The organism is Nocardioides sp. 503 (assembly GCF_004522095.1).
Taxonomy (GTDB): domain Bacteria; phylum Actinomycetota; class Actinomycetes; order Propionibacteriales; family Nocardioidaceae; genus Nocardioides.
Genome location: NZ_SPUI01000003.1, coordinates 247447 through 264146 on the forward strand (window position 1 = coordinate 247447; position 16700 = coordinate 264146).

A 16700-nucleotide genomic window follows, 5' to 3' on the forward strand; every position below is an offset into this window, starting at 1 on the left:
GCCGCACAACGGATAGGTTTCCCTCGCTGGACCGCCCGCGACGGAGGAGACGAGATGGCCCGCTTCCCCTCGGTGGGCGAGGAGTTCGGTGGCTACCGCATCACCGGCACCCTCGGCCGCGGCGGCATGGGCGTGGTGTTCGCCGCCGAGCAGCGCGGGCTGTCACGCACCGTCGCCCTCAAGGTGCTGGCCCCCGAGCTGGCCGAGCAGCCCGACTACCGGCGCCGGTTCGCCCACGAGGCGTCAGTGCTGGCGCGCCTGGACTCGCCGCACATCATCCAGGTGTTCGACCACGGCGAGCAGGACGGCTGCCTCTACATCGCCACGCAGTACGTCGCCGGCGGGGACCTCAGCGAGGCCATGCGGCGCCACGGCTCGGTGCCCACCGCGCCCGCCGCGCTCATCGTGGGCCAGCTCGCCTGGGCGCTCGCCGACGCCCACGCCGCCGGGATCGTGCACCGCGACCTCAAGCCCAGCAACGTGCTGCTGCGCAACGGCGACGCCACCGACGTGTTCGCCTACCTCTGCGACTTCGGCATCGCCCAGGACCGCAGCCCCGGGCTCACGGCCCCCGGGGCGGTCGCCGGCACGTTCGCCTACCTCGCCCCCGAGCGGCTCCGCGGCGAGCCGGCCACCCCGAGCGCCGACCTCTACGCCCTCGGGTGCGTGCTGTGGACGGCCCTGACCAACGCCACGCCGTACGCCGGCAGCGACGTACAGATCGCCATGAGCCACATCAGCGACCCGGTGCCGCAGCTCGCCGACACCTCGCCGGTCGCGCGCGGCGTCAACGACGTGCTGCAGCGCGCGATGGCCAAGGAGCCCGCCCAGCGCTACCCCACGGCCGCCGCCATGCGCGCGGACCTGCAGCAGCTGGCGCGCCTGGCGCAGACCACCCCGCACCCGCCGCTGGTGCCGCACCGCTCGACGTCACCCGGCCCGCCCCCTCCCCCGCCGCCGTCGCAGCCCTCGAGCCCCTCCCACCCGGCGCACTTCTCTCCGCCGCCGCCGTCGCCCCCGCGGCCGTCGTACCCGTCCCACCCGTCCCACCCGTCGGCGCCGACGATGCTGCCGTTCCGACCGCCGCCGCCCGCGCCGTCGCGCAGCGGCCGGCGCACGGCGCTCGTGGTGGCCGCCGCCGTCGCCCTCGTGGCCGGGACCGTCGCCGTCGTCGCGAACCAGGGGTCCGACGACGACCCGACCACCACCTCGACGTCCTCCTCGGAGCCCACCTCGACCGGGTCCAGCAGCGACCCCACCGAGTCCCCCACCGAGTCCCCCACCGACTCGCCCACGATCGAGATCGACCCGAGCCTGCCCACGGTCAGCGCTCCCCCACCGCCTCCCACCAGCACGGGGCCGAAGCCGACGTACCCGGACGTGCCGCCCGCCACGGGCATCAAGCTCGCGGTCGGCAAGGCCGAGATGCGCGCCCCCGCCGGCTGGGGCCGGGTCACCGAGACCAAGATCCCCAACAACGGCGTGGGCTCGCGCGACTACTCCGACTACGAGGGCTACTACTCCTCGGTCTTCCTCGAGCGCACCGAGCCGCGCTTCCCGCTGTCCTCGCTGAGCCTGCTCGAGCTCGTCGCCATGGGTGCGGTGCAGGCGCTGGCCGACAACAACCCCGAGATCAAGCTGATCGGCCAGGACAAGCTGAAGCCGGGCTGGCTCGACGGCGAGCAGGCCGCCCGCGTGCGCGGCGTCTACTCCAACTCCAAGACCGGCTTCTCCTTCGCCGAGGAGTCGTGGTTCGTGCAGCGCGGCAAGTTCCTCTACCGGATCACCTTCCAGCACAGCAAGGTCGACCCCCTGGAGAAGCGGCGCGCCGACATCGACCCGGTCACCGTGTCGTTCCGCTGGCGCTGAGCCGCTCGGGTCGGTCGGTGCGAGTCGCCGCCCTGCAGTTTCCCCAAGGTATGCAGGGAAGCTGTCACTTCCCGGGGGCTGCACACCGAGGGAAGTGACGGCTCGGCTGCATACCTTGGGGAAACTGCGCTGCCGTACGCCGCCCGCAACGCCGACAGGGCCCCCGCCGAAGCGGAGGCCCTGCTGGATGGTGCTCGATGCTGGGTCGTGCTGCAGAGCTGGCTGGGTCTCGAGACGCGTCGCACGTCCCGGGCTCCGCCCGATCCGTGCCGACGCTCCTCGACCTGCCGGTCGCTTCCCCGCGGCTGCGCCGCGGGGAGGCGGGCCGTCAGAAGTCCATGCCGCCCATGCCGCCGGTCGGGTCGCCGCCGCCCATGGGCGCGGCCTTCTCCGGCTTGTCGGCCACGACGGCCTCGGTGGTGAGGAAGAGCGCCGCGATGGAGGCGGCGTTCTGCAGCGCGGAGCGCGTGACCTTCGCCGGGTCGATGATGCCCTCGGCGATCATGTCGACGTACTCGCCCGTGGCCGCGTTGAGGCCCTGGCCGGAAGGCAGGTTGCGCACCTTCTCGGACACGACGCCGCCCTCGAGGCCGGCGTTGATGGCGATCTGCTTGAGCGGGGCCTCGGTCGCGACGCGCACGATGTTGGCACCGGTCGCCTCGTCACCCGTGAGGTCCAGCTTGTCGAACGCGACGACCGCAGCCTGCACGAGCGCCACGCCGCCACCGGCGACGATGCCCTCCTCGACGGCCGCCTTCGCGTTGCGAACGGCGTCCTCGATGCGGTGCTTGCGCTCCTTGAGCTCGACCTCGGTGGCCGCGCCGACCTTGATGACCGCCACGCCGCCGGCCAGCTTGGCCAGGCGCTCCTGCAGCTTCTCGCGGTCGTAGTCGGAGTCCGACTTCTCGATCTCGGCGCGGATCTGGTTGACCCGGCCGGCGATCTGGTCGGCGTCGCCCGAGCCCTCGACGATGGTGGTCTCGTCCTTGGTGATGACGACCTTGCGGGCCTGGCCGAGCAGCTCGATGCCGGTCGACTCCAGCTTGAGGCCGACCTCCTCCGAGATGACCTGGCCGCCGGTCAGGATCGCGATGTCCTGCAGCATGGCCTTGCGGCGGTCACCGAAGCCCGGGGCCTTGACGGCGACGGACTTGAAGGTGCCACGGATCTTGTTGACGACCAGCGTGGACAGGGCCTCGCCGTCGACGTCCTCGGCGAGGATCAGCAGGGGCTTGCCCGACTGCATGACCTTCTCGAGGAGCGGCAGCAGGTCCTTGACCGAGGAGATCTTCTGGTTGGCGATGAGGACGTAGGGGTCCTCGAGGACCGTCTCCATGCGCTCGGGGTCGGTCACGAAGTAGGCCGAGATGTAGCCCTTGTCGAACCGCATACCCTCGGTCAGCTCGAGGTCGAGGCCGAAGGTGTTGGACTCCTCGACCGTGATCACGCCCTCCTTGCCGACCTTGTCCATCGCCTCGGCGATGATCTCGCCCACGGTGGTGTCGGCGGCGGAGATCGACGCGGTGGACGCGATCTGGGCCTTGGTCTCGATCTCGACGGCCATGGCGGACAGCTGCGCCGAGACGGCGTCGACGGCGGCCTCGATGCCCCGCTTGAGGCCCATCGGGTTGGCGCCGGCCGCGACGTTGCGCAGGCCCTCGCGGACCATCGCCTGGGCGAGCACGGTGGCGGTGGTGGTGCCGTCGCCAGCGACGTCGTCCGTCTTCTTGGCGACCTCCTTGACGAGCTCGGCACCGATCTTCTCGTAGGGGTCCTCGAGCTCGATCTCCTTGGCGATGGACACACCATCGTTGGTGATCGTCGGGGCGCCCCACTTCTTCTCGAGCACGACGTTGCGGCCCTTGGGACCGAGGGTGACCTTGACGGCGTCTGCGAGCGTGTTCATGCCACGCTCCAGGCCGCGCCGGGCCTCTTCGTTGAAAGCGATCAGCTTCGACATATCTGCTGCGATCCTTCGCACTTCAGAGCTGTGGACGGACCGGTTCGCTGCCCGCGACGGACGGTCAGGCTGCCCGGCAAACCCTTCTCGCCGGCGCTTCGGACCTCAGCTCCCCGGTCCGGGGAAAGTTGTCACTCTCATGAGGAGAGTGCCAACCTCATGTTTAGCACTCGGGCAAGGCGAGTGCAAACGATCGGGTCACATCCACCACCGCGCGTAGCTGCCCGCAAAGACCTCCTCGCCGGGCGTGAACCCGACGATGCGCGACACCGTCTCGAAGCGGTGCGTGCCCACCCACCAGGCGACGAGCTGGGGTGCCTCGCGGCGCGACTCGTAGACGATGACCCGCTGGTTGGCCCAGCTCGCGACGGGACAGCAGGCCTTCCAGCGCTCGGTCCCGGCGGTGAAGGCCAGCACGCTCGGCCGCCCGGACGTCGCCACCAGCACCTCGGGGCCGTCAAGGCGGCCCTCCGGGAGGGAGAGCGCGACGTCGGCGTACCAGGACTGGGCGTCCCCGGCCGGGCCCGTGCGGTGCCGTCCGTACGGCGTCGCGCCGGCGCCGAGGTCCAGGCCGCCCGACGGTGCGTCGTAGCGCATCCGCCCGCTGGACTCCCCCCTCTCGATGTCGTAGACGGGCCCCTCCCCGCCCGTCGCCCGTGGCCGCAGGTAGACCTGGGTGTCGTTGGCCCAGGTCGCGTGCTCGGTGACGTTCGCGCCGGTGCCGACCCGTCGCCACTCGCGCAGGCCCAGGTCGTAGACCATCAGGTGCCCGTCCTGGGGGAACTGCAGGTAGGCGCCGGTGGGCGAGAGCATCGAGTCCCCGGTGGGCGGACCCTCGTAGCCGTCCTCGTGCGTCACCGGCTCGAGCCGGGACACGTCGAGCGTGCGGTAGGAGCCGTCGGGCGCGACCAGCACCACACGTGAGCCGCCGCGGTCGTCGGAGACCGCGAACGCGGCCTCGGCGCGGTCGACCGGGTCGGTCTCGACCGGCCGGGCGTCGGCGGACAGGTCGACCACCTCGGGCAGCGGCGGGCGGGCCAGGTCCATGACCGGCAGCGCGTCCTCCTGCGCGGGCGTGGGCGAGAAGTAGACCGGTGCGCCGTCGAGGCGGGTGTCGGGCCTCGCGCTGGTCACGTCGGGGCCGGTGGCCGTGGCCGGCGAGGTCGGGGGCGCGGGCGAGGACGTGGCCGGCCCGGGCGAGGAGCGCCCCGGGTCGTCGTCGAGCACGGTCACGACGCCGGCCACCCCGACGACCGCCGCGGCCGCGCCGGCCATGACGGCGAGGGTCCGCCGGCGGCGTACCCGCTGCGCCCGGCGCCAGGCCGCGTCCGAGACGTCGGGCATGGTCACGTCGGCCACCTGCTCGTGCAGGAGGTCCCTCAGGTTCTCGGTGGTCATCTCAGCTCCTGGAGCAGGTCGGCGAGCTCGGGGGCGGCCTCGCGCAGGCGGCGCAGCGCGAGGTGGGTCTGGCTCTTGACGGTGCCGACGCCCACGCCCAGCACCTCGGCGGTCTCGCGCTCGGGCAGGTCGTCGTAGTAGCGCAGCACGATGACGGCGCGCTGCCGAGGGGTCAGCGCGCCCAGCGCCTCGTCCAGCAGTCGGCGACGGTCGGCCACGCCGTAGCCGTCGGAGGCGTCACTGCGGTCGGGCACGTCGGCGACCAGCTCGCGGCGGTGCTTGCGCCACCACGAGATGTTGTCGCGCACGATCACCTGGCGGGCGTAGGCCTCCGGGTTGCCGTCGCGCAGCCGCCGCCACCGCACGGCCACCTTGGTCAGCGCCTCCTGGACGAGGTCCTCGGCGCGGTGGTGGTCGCCCGTGACGAGTACGGCGGTCCGCAGCAGCGCGAGCTGCCGCTCGCCCGCCCACCGCGTGAATGCCTCGTGGTCGTCCACGGTCCTCCGTCCGTCCTCACCCCATCAACGCACGGCGGGCCCGGATGGTTGGAGGGTCAGAGCCGCGAGACCAGGGCGTCGGCGAAGAGCCGGGCGTTGTCGGGGATCACGTCGAGGTAGAGGCCGGGCTCGGTCACCTCGACCTCGCTGACCTTGAGCTCGCCCTCGTGGCGCAGCAGGTCGATCCGGGCGTAGACGATCTCGCGACCCACCAGCTCCGACGTGGCGGCGGTCGCGGCCTCGGCGATCCCGGCCGCCTCCGGGGAGAGGTCCGCGAGCGAGGAGGTGCCGCCGTACTCCTCGTGCACGCGCACGTCGTCGGCGCCGGCCACCTTGTGCACCTGGCTCACCGCCCGCCCGTCGATCACGAACACCGACTCCTCGCCCTCCCGCTGCACCGAGGGCACCAGCGGCTGCACCACCCACGAGCCGGGCTCGCCCGCCGGCCCCCACGACTCGTCGCGGACGACGACCAGGCCACGCCCGCCCGCGCCCACGCGCGGCTTGACCACCGCCGGCATGACGCGGGCGACGGCGGCGCGCAGGTCGGCCACCGTGGCCGGCACCTCGGTCGGGACCACCGGCACGGACCCGAGGCCCGCGAGCTCGACGAGGTAGGCCTTGTCGGTGTTCCACCGGAAGACGTCGGCGCCGTGGAGCAGGCGCGGCCCCACCCCCTCGGCCCAGGCCAGGAAGTCCGCGAGCCGGTCCTCGTAATCCCAGGTCGAGCGCACCGCCACCAGCGACGCCTCCGCCCAGTCGACCGACGGGTCGTCCCACACCGCCCACCTGCTGCGGACGCCGCGCTCGGCGAACGCCGCGTCGAGCACCGCGTGCCCGAGCTCGCCCTCCTCGTGAGCGCGGTCGGTGGCCAGCAGGAAGAGCGGGACGGTCATGCCGCCAAGACTGTCACCCCTGTCGATCCAGGGCTGTCTCGCCCGTCATGGGGGTGTCAGAATCCGACAGCAACGAAGCGAGAGGTCCCCCATGACCGAGACCAGCACCACCTACGTCGTCCTCCTGCCCGGCGACGAGTCCGCCTGGGAGGCCGCCTCCGAGGAGGAGCGGCGGGCGGTCTACGCCGTCCACGAGGAGTTCTCCGCAGCTCTCGAGGCACGCGGCCACACGATCACCGGAGGGCTCGAGCTCGGCCCCTCACGGGAGGCGCGGACCCTGCGCACGGCCTCCGACGGCTCGACGACCGTGACCGACGGCCCCTACGCCGAGGCGACCGAGCAGCTGACGGGCTTCTACGTCGTGGAGTCCTCCGACCTCGACGACCTGGTCGACGTGTGCCGCATCCTCGCCCGCGGCGAGGGCGCCATCGAGGTCCGGGCCAAGGCGGTGTCCCCGTGAAGTTCCTGGTGCTCATGGCCGAGGAGGACCACTTCGCCCGCTGGGACGCCGCCGACGAGAACGAGCGGCAGGCGGTGTTCGAGTGCTTCCACGCCTTCGACGCGGCCGTGAAGGAGCGCGGCGCGGTCCTGGGCGGCGAGGCGCTCGCCGCACCCTCGGAGGCGAGGACCGTCGGGCCCGGTCCCGAGCGCGCCGTGACCGACGGGCCGTACGCCGAGACGGTCGAGCAGACCGGCGGCTTCTACCTCGTGGAGCTGCCGTCGCACGAGGTCGCGGTCGAGCTCGCCGCGCTCCTGCCGCCGGCGTACACGATCGAGGTGCGCCCCGTCGTGGACGTGGTCTTCGACTGAGCGCCGTCGACGACGTCAGCGAGGCGGCCCTCGAGCGGGCGCTGCGCGACGAGTGGGGCCGGCTGCTCGCCCTGCTCGTCGCGCAGTACCGGCGCCTGGAACTCGCCGAGGACGGCCTGGCCGACGCCTTCGAGGCGGCGGCCCGCACCTGGCGCGCCGACGGCGTGCCGGACAACCCGGCGGCGTGGCTGCTGACCGCCGCGCGCCGTCGCATCCTCGACCGGCTGCGCGCCGAGGCCGTGGCCGCCCGCAAGCTGCCGCTGCTCGCCGTCGAGGCCGACCTGACCGAGGAGGCGCAGCGGACCATGACCTCGGTGGGGGCCCATCCCGGAGCGCCCGGCGAGCTCGGCGACGAGCGGCTGCGGCTGGTGCTGCTGTGCAGCCATCCCGACCTGGCACCGGAGGCGGCCGCGGCGCTGACGCTGCGCCTGGTGATGGGCGTGCCGACGGGCGACATCGCGCGGCTGTTCCTGGTGAGCACGACGACGATGGCCGCGCGCCTGACCCGTGCCCGCAAGCGGCTGGCGGGCGCGTCGTTCGCGCTGCCCACCGGCGCCGCCCTCGAGGCGCGCCTCGCCTCGGTGGCCGACGTCGCCTACCTCGCGTTCACCGCCGGCTACGCGCCGGGCACCGGCGAGGACGTGCTGCGCGCGGACGTCGCCGCCGAGGCTATCCGCCTCGTGCGGGTCGTGCGCGCCCTGGCGCCGAGCGACGACCTCGACGCCCTGCTCGCGCTGATGCTGCTCCAGCACTCCCGGCGCCACGCGCGGGTCGTCGACGGCGACCTCGTGCTGCTGCCCGACCAGGACCGGTCCCGCTGGCACCACGACGAGGCCGCCGAGGCGCTGCGGCTGCTGACGCCCTTGGCCGCGAAGCCCGCGACACCGCTGCTCCTGCAGGCGCTCATCGCAGGAGAGCACGCCATCGCGCGCCGGGCCGAGGACACCGCCTGGCCCCGCATCGTGCGCCACTACGACGAGCTCCTCGAGCTCACCGACACCCCCGTGGTCCGGCTCAACCGCGCGGTCGCGGTGGCCGAGGCGGACGGGCCCTTGGCCGGTCTCGCGGCGCTGGCGGGTCTCGCGCTGCCGGGCCACCGCCTGCCCGCCGTACGCGCGGAGCTGCTGGCGCGCGCCGGCCGCGCCGCCGATGCCCGGGCGGCGTACGACGAAGCGCTCGCGGCCTGTGAGAACGACGCGGAGGCGGCGTTCCTGCGGCGGCGCCGCGAGAGGCTCAGCCCCCGGCGACCGCCGGGATGACCGAGACCTGGGTGCCGTCGGGCGTGGGCGTGGCGAGGTCCTCGAGGAAGCGCACGTCCTCGTTGCCGACGTAGACGTTGACGAAGCGGCGCAGGGCGCCGTTGTCGTCGAGGATGCGCGCCTTGATGCCCGTGTAGCTGGCCTCCAGGTCGTCCAGCACCTCGCCGAGGGTGGCGCCCGTGGCGCTGACCTCGGACTCCCCGCCGGTGTAGGTGCGAAGGATGGTGGGGACGCGGACGGAAACGCTCACGGGTGGCTCCTGGCTCTCGGTCTGTCGGGGTCGGTCCGGCTCAGGCCAGACCGGTCTTGACGAAGGCGGCGTACGACGGCTCGATGGTCGCGACCGGGCCGACCGCGTCGGAGACCGCGTCGAGGGTCTTGAGGCCGTGGCCGGTGTTGATGACGACGGTCTCGAGCGTGGTGTCGAGCTGGCCGGTCTCGACGAGCTTCTTCAGGACGCCGACCGTGGTGCCGCCGGCGGTCTCGGTGAAGATGCCCTCGGTGCGGGCCAGCAGGACGATGCCCTGGCGCACCTCGTCGTCGGTGATGTCCTCGACGGCGCCGCCGGTCTGGCGGCAGATGTCGAGCACGTAGATGCCGTCGGCGGGGTTGCCGATCGCGAGGCTCTTGGCGATCGTGTCGGGCTTGACCGGGCGGATCGCGTCGGTGCCGCCCTTGTAGGCCGCGGAGACGGGCGAGCAGCCTTCGGCCTGCGCGCCGTAGACCTTGTAGGGCTTGTCCTCGACCAGCCCGAGCTTGATCAGCTCCTGGAAGGCCTTGTGCACCTTGGTCAGCTGGGAGCCGGAGGCGACCGGGATGACGATCTGGTCGGGCAGGCGCCAGCCGAGCTGCTCGGCGATCTCGTAGCCCAGGGTCTTGGAGCCCTCGGCGTAGTAGGGCCGGACGTTGACGTTGACGAACGCCCAGCCGTCCTCCTCGCCCGCGATCTCGGAGGCGAGCTTGTTGACGTCGTCGTAGTTGCCGTTGACGGCGACGAGCGACTCGGTGAACACCGCGGAGTTGACCTGCTTGGGCTTCTCGAGGTTGCTGGGGATGAAGACCACGGTCTTGATCCCGGCGCGGGCGCCGGCGGCAGCGACCGCGTTGGCGAGGTTGCCCGTGGACGGACACGCGAAGACCTTGGAGCCGAACTCCGTGGCCGCGCTCAGCGCGCAGGCGACGACGCGGTCCTTGAAGGAGTTGGTGGGGTTGGTGCTGTCGTCCTTGACCCACAGGTTGTCGATCCCGAGCTCGCGGCCGAGGTTGCCGGCCTTGAGCAGCCGGGTGAAGCCGGGCTCCATGTTGGGGCTCTGCTCGATGTCGGTGGGGACCGGCAGCAGCGCCTTGTAGCGCCAGATGTTGCGCGGGCCGGCCTCGATCTCCTCGCGGGTCACCGCGGGGAAGTCGTAGGCGATCTCGAGGGGGCCGAAGCACTCCATGCACGCGTAGTGCGGGCCCAGCTCGACCTCGTGGCCGCACTCGCGGCAGCTGAGGGCCCGGGCGTTGCCGAAGGCACCCTCGCGGATGGTGGGGGTGTTGGTGGTCTCGGCCTGCTCGGCGATGACGGCGCTCATGTGATCCTCCTTCTCATCTTCCCCGGCACGTACCTCGCGCCGGGACGGAATTAGCACCGTTTCCGCGACTGCACGATGGCAGGGAGCACGCGGCGGTTGCCGGGACTTCACTGGGCCGTACCCTCAGTCCCTCTTGATGAGCTGGGTGAAACAGTACGGGGCGCGTCTCACGATGTGCACATCGGGTCCGGATGCTGGACCCTCCGTCCACGCCGCGAGACGCGCCCCGACGTACGGCGGTCAGGCCGCCGCGGTGTGCGCCTCCGCCTCGGGCACCAGGGCCCCGCGGACCACGTCGAGCACGTCTCCGACGACGTGGACGGTGACCGTCTCCAGCACCTCCGCGGGCACGTCGTCGAGGTCCGGCTCGTTGCGCAGCGGCACGAAGACCTCGGTCAGGCCGTTGCGCTGGGCGGCGAGCAGCTTCTGCTTCAGGCCGCCGATGGGCAGCACCCGGCCGTTGAGGGTGACCTCCCCGGTCATGCCGACCTCCGAGCGCACCGGTCGCCCGGTGGCGAGCGACGTCAGCGCCGTGACCATGGTGATGCCCGCGGACGGACCGTCCTTGGGCGTGGCGCCGGCGGGCACGTGCACGTGGATCGCCCGGTCGAAGAACGCCGGGTCGACGCCGAGCTCCCCCGCGTGGGCACGGACGAACGACAGCGCGATCTGGGCCGACTCCTTCATCACGTCGCCGAGCTGACCGGTGAGCGTCAGCCCCGCGGTGCCCTCGTGGGCGGAGGCCTCGATGAAGAGGACGTCACCGCCCATGCCCGTGACGGCCAGGCCGGTCGCCACGCCGGGCACCGAGGTGCGCTCGTGCGCCTCGGGGGTGAAGCGCGGGCGGCCGACGAGCTCCTTGAGGTCGGCCACGTCGATCTCCACCGTGGTGGCCTCCGTCGTCGCGAGCCGGGTCGCCGCCTTGCGCAGCGCCTTGGCGAGCAGCCGCTCCATCTGCCGCACGCCCGCCTCGCGGGTGTAGTCGGCGGCCAGCTCGTGGAGGGCGGCGTCGCTGACCGTGACCTCCTCGGCGGTCAGCGCCGCGCGCTCCAGCTGCCGGGGCAGCAGGAAGTCGCGGGCGATGGCGACCTTGTCGTCCTCGGTGTAGCCGTCGAGGGTGACCATCTCCATGCGGTCCAGGAGCGGGCCGGGGATCTGCTCCACCACGTTGGCCGTGGCGATGAACAGCACGTCCGAGAGGTCCAGGTCGAGCTCGAGGTAGTGGTCGCGGAAGGTGTGGTTCTGCGCCGGGTCGAGCACCTCGAGCAGCGCCGCGGCGGGGTCGCCGCGGTAGCCCTCGGCGCCGACCTTGTCGACCTCGTCGAGCAGCACGACCGGGTTCATCGAGCCGGACTCCTTGATCGCGCGCACGATCCGGCCGGGCAGCGCGCCGACGTAGGTCCGCCGGTGACCACGGATCTCCGCCTCGTCGCGGACGCCGCCGAGCGCGACGCGCACGAACTTGCGGTCCAGCGCCCGGGCGACGGACTCGCCCAGCGAGGTCTTGCCGACTCCCGGAGGACCGGCCAGCAGGATCACCGCGCCGGAGCCACGGCCACCGACGACCTCGAGCCCGCGGGAGGCACGACGGGCGCGGACGGCGAGGTACTCCACGATCCGCTCCTTCACCTCGTCGAGGCCGTGGTGGTCGGCGTCGAGCACGGCGCGCGCGGCGGCGACGTCGGTGGAGTCCTCGGTGCGCACCGACCACGGCAGGTCGAGCACCGTGTCGAGCCACGTGCGGATCCAGGACGTCTCGGGGCTCTGGTCGCTGGAGCGCTCGAGCTTGTCGACCTCGCGCAGGAGCGCCTCACGGACGTGGTCGGGGACGTCGGCGGCCTCGACGCGGCCGCGGTAGTCGTCGGCCCCCTCGGGCTCGCCCTCGCCCAGCTCCTTGCGGATGGCGGCGAGCTGCTGGCGCAGCAGGTACTCGCGCTGGGTCTTCTCCATCCCCTCGCGCACCTCCGCCCCGATCTTGTCGGTGAGCTCGGCCTCGGCGAGGTGCTCGCGCGTCCAGGCGATGACGATCTCGAGCCGCTTCTCGATGTCGGGGGTCTCGAGCAGCTCGCGCTTCTGCTCGCCGGTGAGGTACGGCGCGTAGCCGGCGGCGTCGGCGATCGCGCTGGGGTCGGTCATCTGGTGCACCGAGTCGATGACCTGCCAGGCCTCGCGGCGCTGCAGCACGGCCACGACCAGCCGCTTGTACTCCTCGGCCAGCTCGCGGGCCCGGTCGGTGACGGTCTCCTCCACCGGCTCCACCTCGACCCACAGCGCCGCACCCGGGCCGGTCACACCGGCCCCGATCCGGGCGCGGGTCTCGGCCCGCAGCACGGCCGCGGGCGACCCGCCCGCGAACTTCCCGACCCGCTCGATCGTGGCCACCACGCCGTACGAGGCGTAGCGGTCCTCCAGCCGCGGGGCGACCAGCAGCCGGCTCTCGCTGCCGGCACGCGCGGCGTCGACCGCGGCCTGCGCGGCCTCGTCGAGCTCGATGGGGACGACCATGCCGGGCAGCACGACGAGGTCGTTGACGAACAACACAGGCAGACGGGTGACGGACATGCGGCGCCTCTTTCAAGGGAGAGATCAAACGTTGAGCGTGATCGACTCAACCTCTGACCCGGGGACGGTGTTCCGCTGTTCGTCCTGAGCGAACGCGAGGGGGTGCCGACCGCGTGCGGCCGCGGTCGGTGGCGTGCGCGAGCCTGGGCCGGGCGGTAGGTTCTGGGCCTTTTCCCTCGCTTCTGGGCCGCTATTTCGGCCCAGAAGCGAGGGGTTTTCAGCATCTGCTGAAAACCCTGCCGCGCGGGCTACGCCCGCAGCCCGGCGGCGTCGGCGGCGAGCTGGCGGAGGAGGTCGAGGACGCCGTCGGGGCCGGAGACGACGACGTCGGCGAGGTCCTTGAGGCGGCTCTCCTCGTCGGAGGCCGAGCAGACCCGGAGGGTGGCCAGGCCCTGCTTCTCGAGGGCGGCGACGGCCTCGAAGGCCTCGATGTCGCCCAGGTCGTCGCCGGCGAAGAGGAAGCCGCCGGCGCGGAGGTCCTCGGCGAGCCGCGCCACGACCTGGCCCTTGTGGACGCCGGCCGAGCGGACCTCGATCACCTGGCGCCCGGGCTCGATGACCAGGTCGTGGCGGGCGGCGAGGTCCTCGAGGTCGGGGAGCAGCCGGCGGAAGGCGGCCTCGGGCTCGGGCAGGCGCCGGGTGTGGATGGCCACCGAGAGCACCTTGTCCTCGACGTGGGCGTCGGCGGCGTCGGCGCGGCGCAGCACGCGGGGCAGCTCCCGCTCGAAGCTGGCGAGGCCGGCGGGAGGGCGGGGGCCGATGACGCGGCGGTTGGTCGAGCTCCAGCGCTCGTTGCCGTACTGGCCGAAGAGGTAGAGCTCCTTGCCGGCGTCGCCGATGGCGTTGCCGACCTCCTCGAGCCCGCCGAGGTCGAGCGCCTGGCGGGCCGGGCGCCCGGTGATCACCGCGATGGCGGACACCTGGGCGGCGAGCGCCAGGAGCACCTCACCGGCGTCGGGGTGGATGTGGGCCTGCGAGGGGTCCTCGACGATCGGCGACAGGGTGCCGTCGAAGTCGAGCCCGATGACGGTCTCGGCCGCGGCGCGTACCAGGGCGGCGTACTTCTGCTCACCGGCACTCGATGTGAAATCCACCCGCCAACCCAACCATGCCGGGCGGTGGGTTTGCTCAGGTGTCCCCCGCGGCAGGCTCCCCTGCATGCGACTCACCCTGACCGTCCTGGCCGCGTGCGTCCTCGTCGCGTCCGGGTGCTCGGCGGAGGAGCAGACGCGAGAGCCGCCCCCCGAGCCGACGCAGGTGACGCTGACCGGGGCGGAGCGGGACGACTTCATTGACCGGGTGGTCGACCTGGGCTACACCTGCCGGGAGGCGGTGCCGGACACGTCGGCGTACGTCGCCTGCACGCGGCCGGGCCGCTACCCCGACGCGATCGCCGACACGGTGACGATCGCCAGCTCCGAGGACGGGGAGCAGGTCCTCGGTGTCGCCTACTGCGGACCGGAGGCCGGCGTCGCGCCGGCGTTCTCCGAGGCGTTCCTCGGCGAGGTCGAGTCCCCGGACCTGCAGGCTCAGGTGCCGCCGCTGGAGGGCGTGACGCTCCGGAGCTGCCGGTCGGCGGCGGGCGACGGGTTCCGCGCGGGTGGGCGGGTGCCGGTGCTGCGTCAGCTGGAGCTCCCGCGGCTGCGCCAGAGCCTGGTCCGACGAGGATGGTCCTGCCAGGACGACGAGGCGGCCTACTGCACGCTGCCCGGCAGCCGCGGCGGGCGCACCCTGGTCTGGGGCATCCCCGGAGAGGCCCGCGTCGTCGCTGAGTCCGCCGGCGAGCTGGCCGAGGCGGCGACCGTGCTCGGGCTGAGCCCGATCGTCGCGGAGGCGGCCACGTCGTGCCTCACGAGGACCGTGTGCGACCACCTGCTGGTCGACGGGTTCGACCTGTTCTTCGACACCGACGCGCGCTACCACCGCATGCGGGTGCGCGAGCGGACCGACTTCTAGGGGGTCAGCGCAGCTCGCCGGTGAGGATCACGGTGAGGCGGTCGAGCCGCATCGGGTCGACGGCCAGGGAGGTGCGCTGGATGCCGAGGTCGAGGGCGAGCAGCTTGGCGGCGGCCTTGAGGCGCTGGGGGTAGAAGACGGTGTTGCCGTTGACCGAGCCGACCCAGTTGTCGGTGCCGACGACCTGCCAGCCGGCGTCGGTGGCGCGCGTGGCGACGCTGCCGGCCAGACCGGTGATGCCGGAGTTGTTGTAGACCTCGACGTAGACCTTGCCGCGCTTGACGACCGGCTTGGGCTTGGGCTTCGGCTTGACGCTGGGGCTCGCGCTGGTGCTCGGCGCGGACGGCTGCGCGGAGGACGGCACGACCTCACGCTCGGTGGGCTCGCCGCCGCGGGTGGCGACGAACGCGACGGCGGCCATGGCCACGGCGATGATGCTGAGCATCACGACCGGCGAGGGGAACACGACCCCCCGCTCGTCACGCCGACGCGCCGACACGGTCAGACCTCGAAGCCGAGTCGGCGGGCGGAGCGCTGGCGCTGGCGCTGCGAGCGCAGCCGGCGCAGGCGACGGACCAGGAGCGGGTCGGCCTCGAGGGCCTCGGGACGGTCGATGAGGGCGTTGAGGACCTGGTAGTAGCGCGTGGAGCTCATGTCGAACTTCTCGCGGACCGCGGTCTCCTTGGCGCCGGCGAACTTCCACCACTGCCGCTCGAACTCCAGGATCTCGCGGTCGCGGTCGCTCAGGGTCGGCGTGGCCCCGGCCTGCTGGCCGTTGAGGGCGTTCGCGGCGTCCATGCGCTGTCTCCCGTGCGGTGTGTGCGGTGCTCGTCGGGTCCACTGTAGGCGACGAACCACAGCGATGTCATTCGCCTCGCACAAGTGGCCGCTGCGGACCCGACCGGGGCTGTCCTAGGGTCGGGGCATGGCAGAGACGACCCGCTGGGGCATCCTCGCGACCGGCAAGATCGCCCACAAGCTCGCGGAGGACCTGGCGCTCACCCCCGGCAACGAGCTGGCGGCTGTCGGCTCGCGCCGGCTGGAGGCCGCCGAGGCATTCGCACAGCAGCACGGGGCCGGGGCGGCGTACGGCTCCTACGAGGAGCTGGCGGCCGACCCGGACGTCGACGTCATCTACGTCGCCACGCCGCACTCGCTGCACCTCGAGGGCGCGCGACTGGCCTTCGAGGGCGGCAAGCACGTCCTGTGCGAGAAGCCGCTGACGCTCAACATCGCCCAGGCCGAGGAGATGGTCGCGCTGGCCCGCCAGCACGACCGCTTCCTGATGGAGGCCATGTGGACCGCCTGCAACCCCGTCATCCGGCGCCTGGGCGACGACCTGCGCGCGGGCCGATTCGGCACACCACGCCAGGCGCACGCCGAGCTGGGCTTCCGCGTCGACGGCGGCCCGGACCACCGGCTGCTCGACCCCGACCTCGGCGGCGGCGCGCTGCTCGACATGGGCATCTACCCGCTCACGTTCGCCCACCTCATGCTCGGCCCGGCCGAGGAGCTCACCGCGACGGCGACGCTGTCGGAGGCCGGCGTGGACCTCGACGTCGCCATCACCGGTCGCTACGCCGGCGGCGCGCTGGCCACGATGACCGCCTCCCTGACCTCCGGCGCCTCGCGCGCCGCCGCCGTGGCGACCGACGAGGGCCGCCTCGACGTGCCGGCGGAGTTCCACCACCCGACGTACGCCGTGTGGACGCCCACCGGCGGCGAGCCCGAGCGCATCGAGGCCGACGAGCCCGTCATCGGCGTCGGCTACGGCAACGAGATCGCCGAGGTCGGCCGCTGCATCCAGGCCGGCCTGCGCGAGAGCCCGCTCGTGCCCCTGGACCGCACGCTGCTGCTCATGCGGCAGATGGACGACCTACGGCGCCAGATCGGGGTGCGGTACGCCACGGACTGAGCGC

The 16700-nt window shown here is 72.8% G+C and carries 16 protein-coding genes and 1 riboswitch; of the genes, 6 read left to right on the top strand and 10 right to left on the bottom strand.

Going from position 1 to position 16700, the window contains the following annotated elements; all coding sequences use genetic code 11:
* Positions 1–54: 54 nt before the first annotated feature.
* On the top strand, positions 55–1869 hold the full coding sequence (locus E4622_RS08530) for a serine/threonine-protein kinase (protein ID WP_134739792.1): 1815 nt from the start codon (positions 55–57) through the stop codon (positions 1867–1869).
* A 328-nt stretch (positions 1870–2197) separates the two neighbouring features.
* Here the strand turns inward: E4622_RS08530 and groL are convergent, their stop codons facing one another.
* The 4 genes from groL to E4622_RS08550 all read right to left on the bottom strand — a co-directional run bounded on the left by groL (position 2198) and on the right by E4622_RS08550 (position 6620).
* Positions 2198–3829 (bottom strand): chaperonin GroEL, encoded by a 1632-nt coding sequence (gene groL / locus E4622_RS08535; RefSeq protein WP_134739793.1) that lies wholly within the window; start codon positions 3827–3829, stop codon positions 2198–2200.
* Positions 3830–4027: 198 nt separating this feature from the next.
* Complete coding sequence (locus tag E4622_RS08540; protein WP_134739794.1) at positions 4028–5227, bottom strand: hypothetical protein; 1200 nt, start codon at positions 5225–5227, stop codon at positions 4028–4030.
* A complete protein-coding gene (locus E4622_RS08545) occupies positions 5224–5724 on the bottom strand; it encodes a SigE family RNA polymerase sigma factor (protein ID WP_134739795.1) in 501 nt (166 codons plus the stop codon). The genes E4622_RS08540 and E4622_RS08545 overlap by 4 nt, the downstream gene beginning before the upstream one ends.
* A 56-nt stretch (positions 5725–5780) precedes the next feature.
* Entirely contained in the window at positions 5781–6620 is an 840-nt protein-coding gene (locus E4622_RS08550) for a hypothetical protein (protein ID WP_134739796.1), read from the bottom strand.
* A 91-nt stretch (positions 6621–6711) separates the two neighbouring features.
* Here E4622_RS08550 and E4622_RS08555 point away from each other — a divergent pair, with 91 nt between their 5' ends.
* The 3 genes from E4622_RS08555 to E4622_RS08565 all read left to right on the top strand — a co-directional run bounded on the left by E4622_RS08555 (position 6712) and on the right by E4622_RS08565 (position 8689).
* The gene (locus tag E4622_RS08555; RefSeq protein ID WP_167736021.1) at positions 6712–7080 is read left to right on the top strand and encodes a YciI family protein; all 369 of its coding nucleotides are present in this window, start codon (positions 6712–6714) and stop codon (positions 7078–7080) included.
* Entirely contained in the window at positions 7077–7430 is a 354-nt protein-coding gene (locus E4622_RS08560; RefSeq protein WP_245155951.1) for a YciI family protein, read from the top strand. The genes E4622_RS08555 and E4622_RS08560 overlap by 4 nt, the downstream gene beginning before the upstream one ends.
* A 71-nt stretch (positions 7431–7501) precedes the next feature.
* On the top strand, positions 7502–8689 hold the full coding sequence (locus tag E4622_RS08565; RefSeq protein ID WP_245156011.1) for a DUF6596 domain-containing protein: 1188 nt from the start codon (positions 7502–7504) through the stop codon (positions 8687–8689).
* Here the strand turns inward: E4622_RS08565 and E4622_RS08570 are convergent.
* The 4 genes from E4622_RS08570 to otsB form a co-directional block, all read right to left on the bottom strand.
* Complete coding sequence (locus E4622_RS08570) at positions 8664–8939, bottom strand: MoaD/ThiS family protein (RefSeq protein ID WP_134739798.1); 276 nt, start codon at positions 8937–8939, stop codon at positions 8664–8666. The genes E4622_RS08565 and E4622_RS08570 overlap by 26 nt on opposite strands.
* 40 nt (positions 8940–8979) lie before the next feature.
* Entirely contained in the window at positions 8980–10263 is a 1284-nt protein-coding gene (gene thrC, locus E4622_RS08575) for a threonine synthase (RefSeq protein ID WP_134739799.1), read from the bottom strand.
* A 10-nt stretch (positions 10264–10273) separates the two neighbouring features.
* Positions 10274–10406: riboswitch (SAM riboswitch) on the bottom strand.
* Positions 10407–10503: 97 nt separating this feature from the next.
* Entirely contained in the window at positions 10504–12825 is a 2322-nt protein-coding gene (gene lon / locus E4622_RS08580; RefSeq protein ID WP_134739800.1) for an endopeptidase La, read from the bottom strand.
* A 248-nt stretch (positions 12826–13073) separates the two neighbouring features.
* Complete coding sequence (gene otsB / locus E4622_RS08585) at positions 13074–13919, bottom strand: trehalose-phosphatase (RefSeq protein ID WP_134739801.1); 846 nt, start codon at positions 13917–13919, stop codon at positions 13074–13076.
* Between the two features lie 64 nt (positions 13920–13983).
* Here otsB and E4622_RS08590 point away from each other — a divergent pair, with 64 nt between their 5' ends.
* Positions 13984–14781, top strand: coding sequence for a hypothetical protein (locus tag E4622_RS08590; protein ID WP_134739802.1), 798 nt, complete (start codon positions 13984–13986; stop codon positions 14779–14781).
* 4 nt (positions 14782–14785) lie between these two features.
* On the opposite strand, the gene E4622_RS08595 is transcribed toward E4622_RS08590, so the two are convergent.
* Both E4622_RS08595 and E4622_RS08600 read right to left on the bottom strand, forming a co-directional pair.
* Positions 14786–15247, bottom strand: coding sequence for a LytR C-terminal domain-containing protein (locus E4622_RS08595; protein WP_245155952.1), 462 nt, complete (start codon positions 15245–15247; stop codon positions 14786–14788).
* Between the two features lie 35 nt (positions 15248–15282).
* Positions 15283–15579 carry a DUF3263 domain-containing protein gene (locus E4622_RS08600; protein ID WP_134739803.1) on the bottom strand — a complete coding sequence of 99 codons (297 nt, stop codon included), beginning with the start codon at positions 15577–15579 and terminating at the stop codon, positions 15283–15285.
* Positions 15580–15706: 127 nt separating this feature from the next.
* On the opposite strand from E4622_RS08600, the gene E4622_RS08605 reads away from it, so the two are divergent.
* Positions 15707–16696, top strand: a complete 990-nt coding sequence (locus tag E4622_RS08605; RefSeq protein WP_134739804.1) for a Gfo/Idh/MocA family oxidoreductase — start codon at positions 15707–15709, stop codon at positions 16694–16696.
* Positions 16697–16700: the final 4 nt, after the last annotated feature.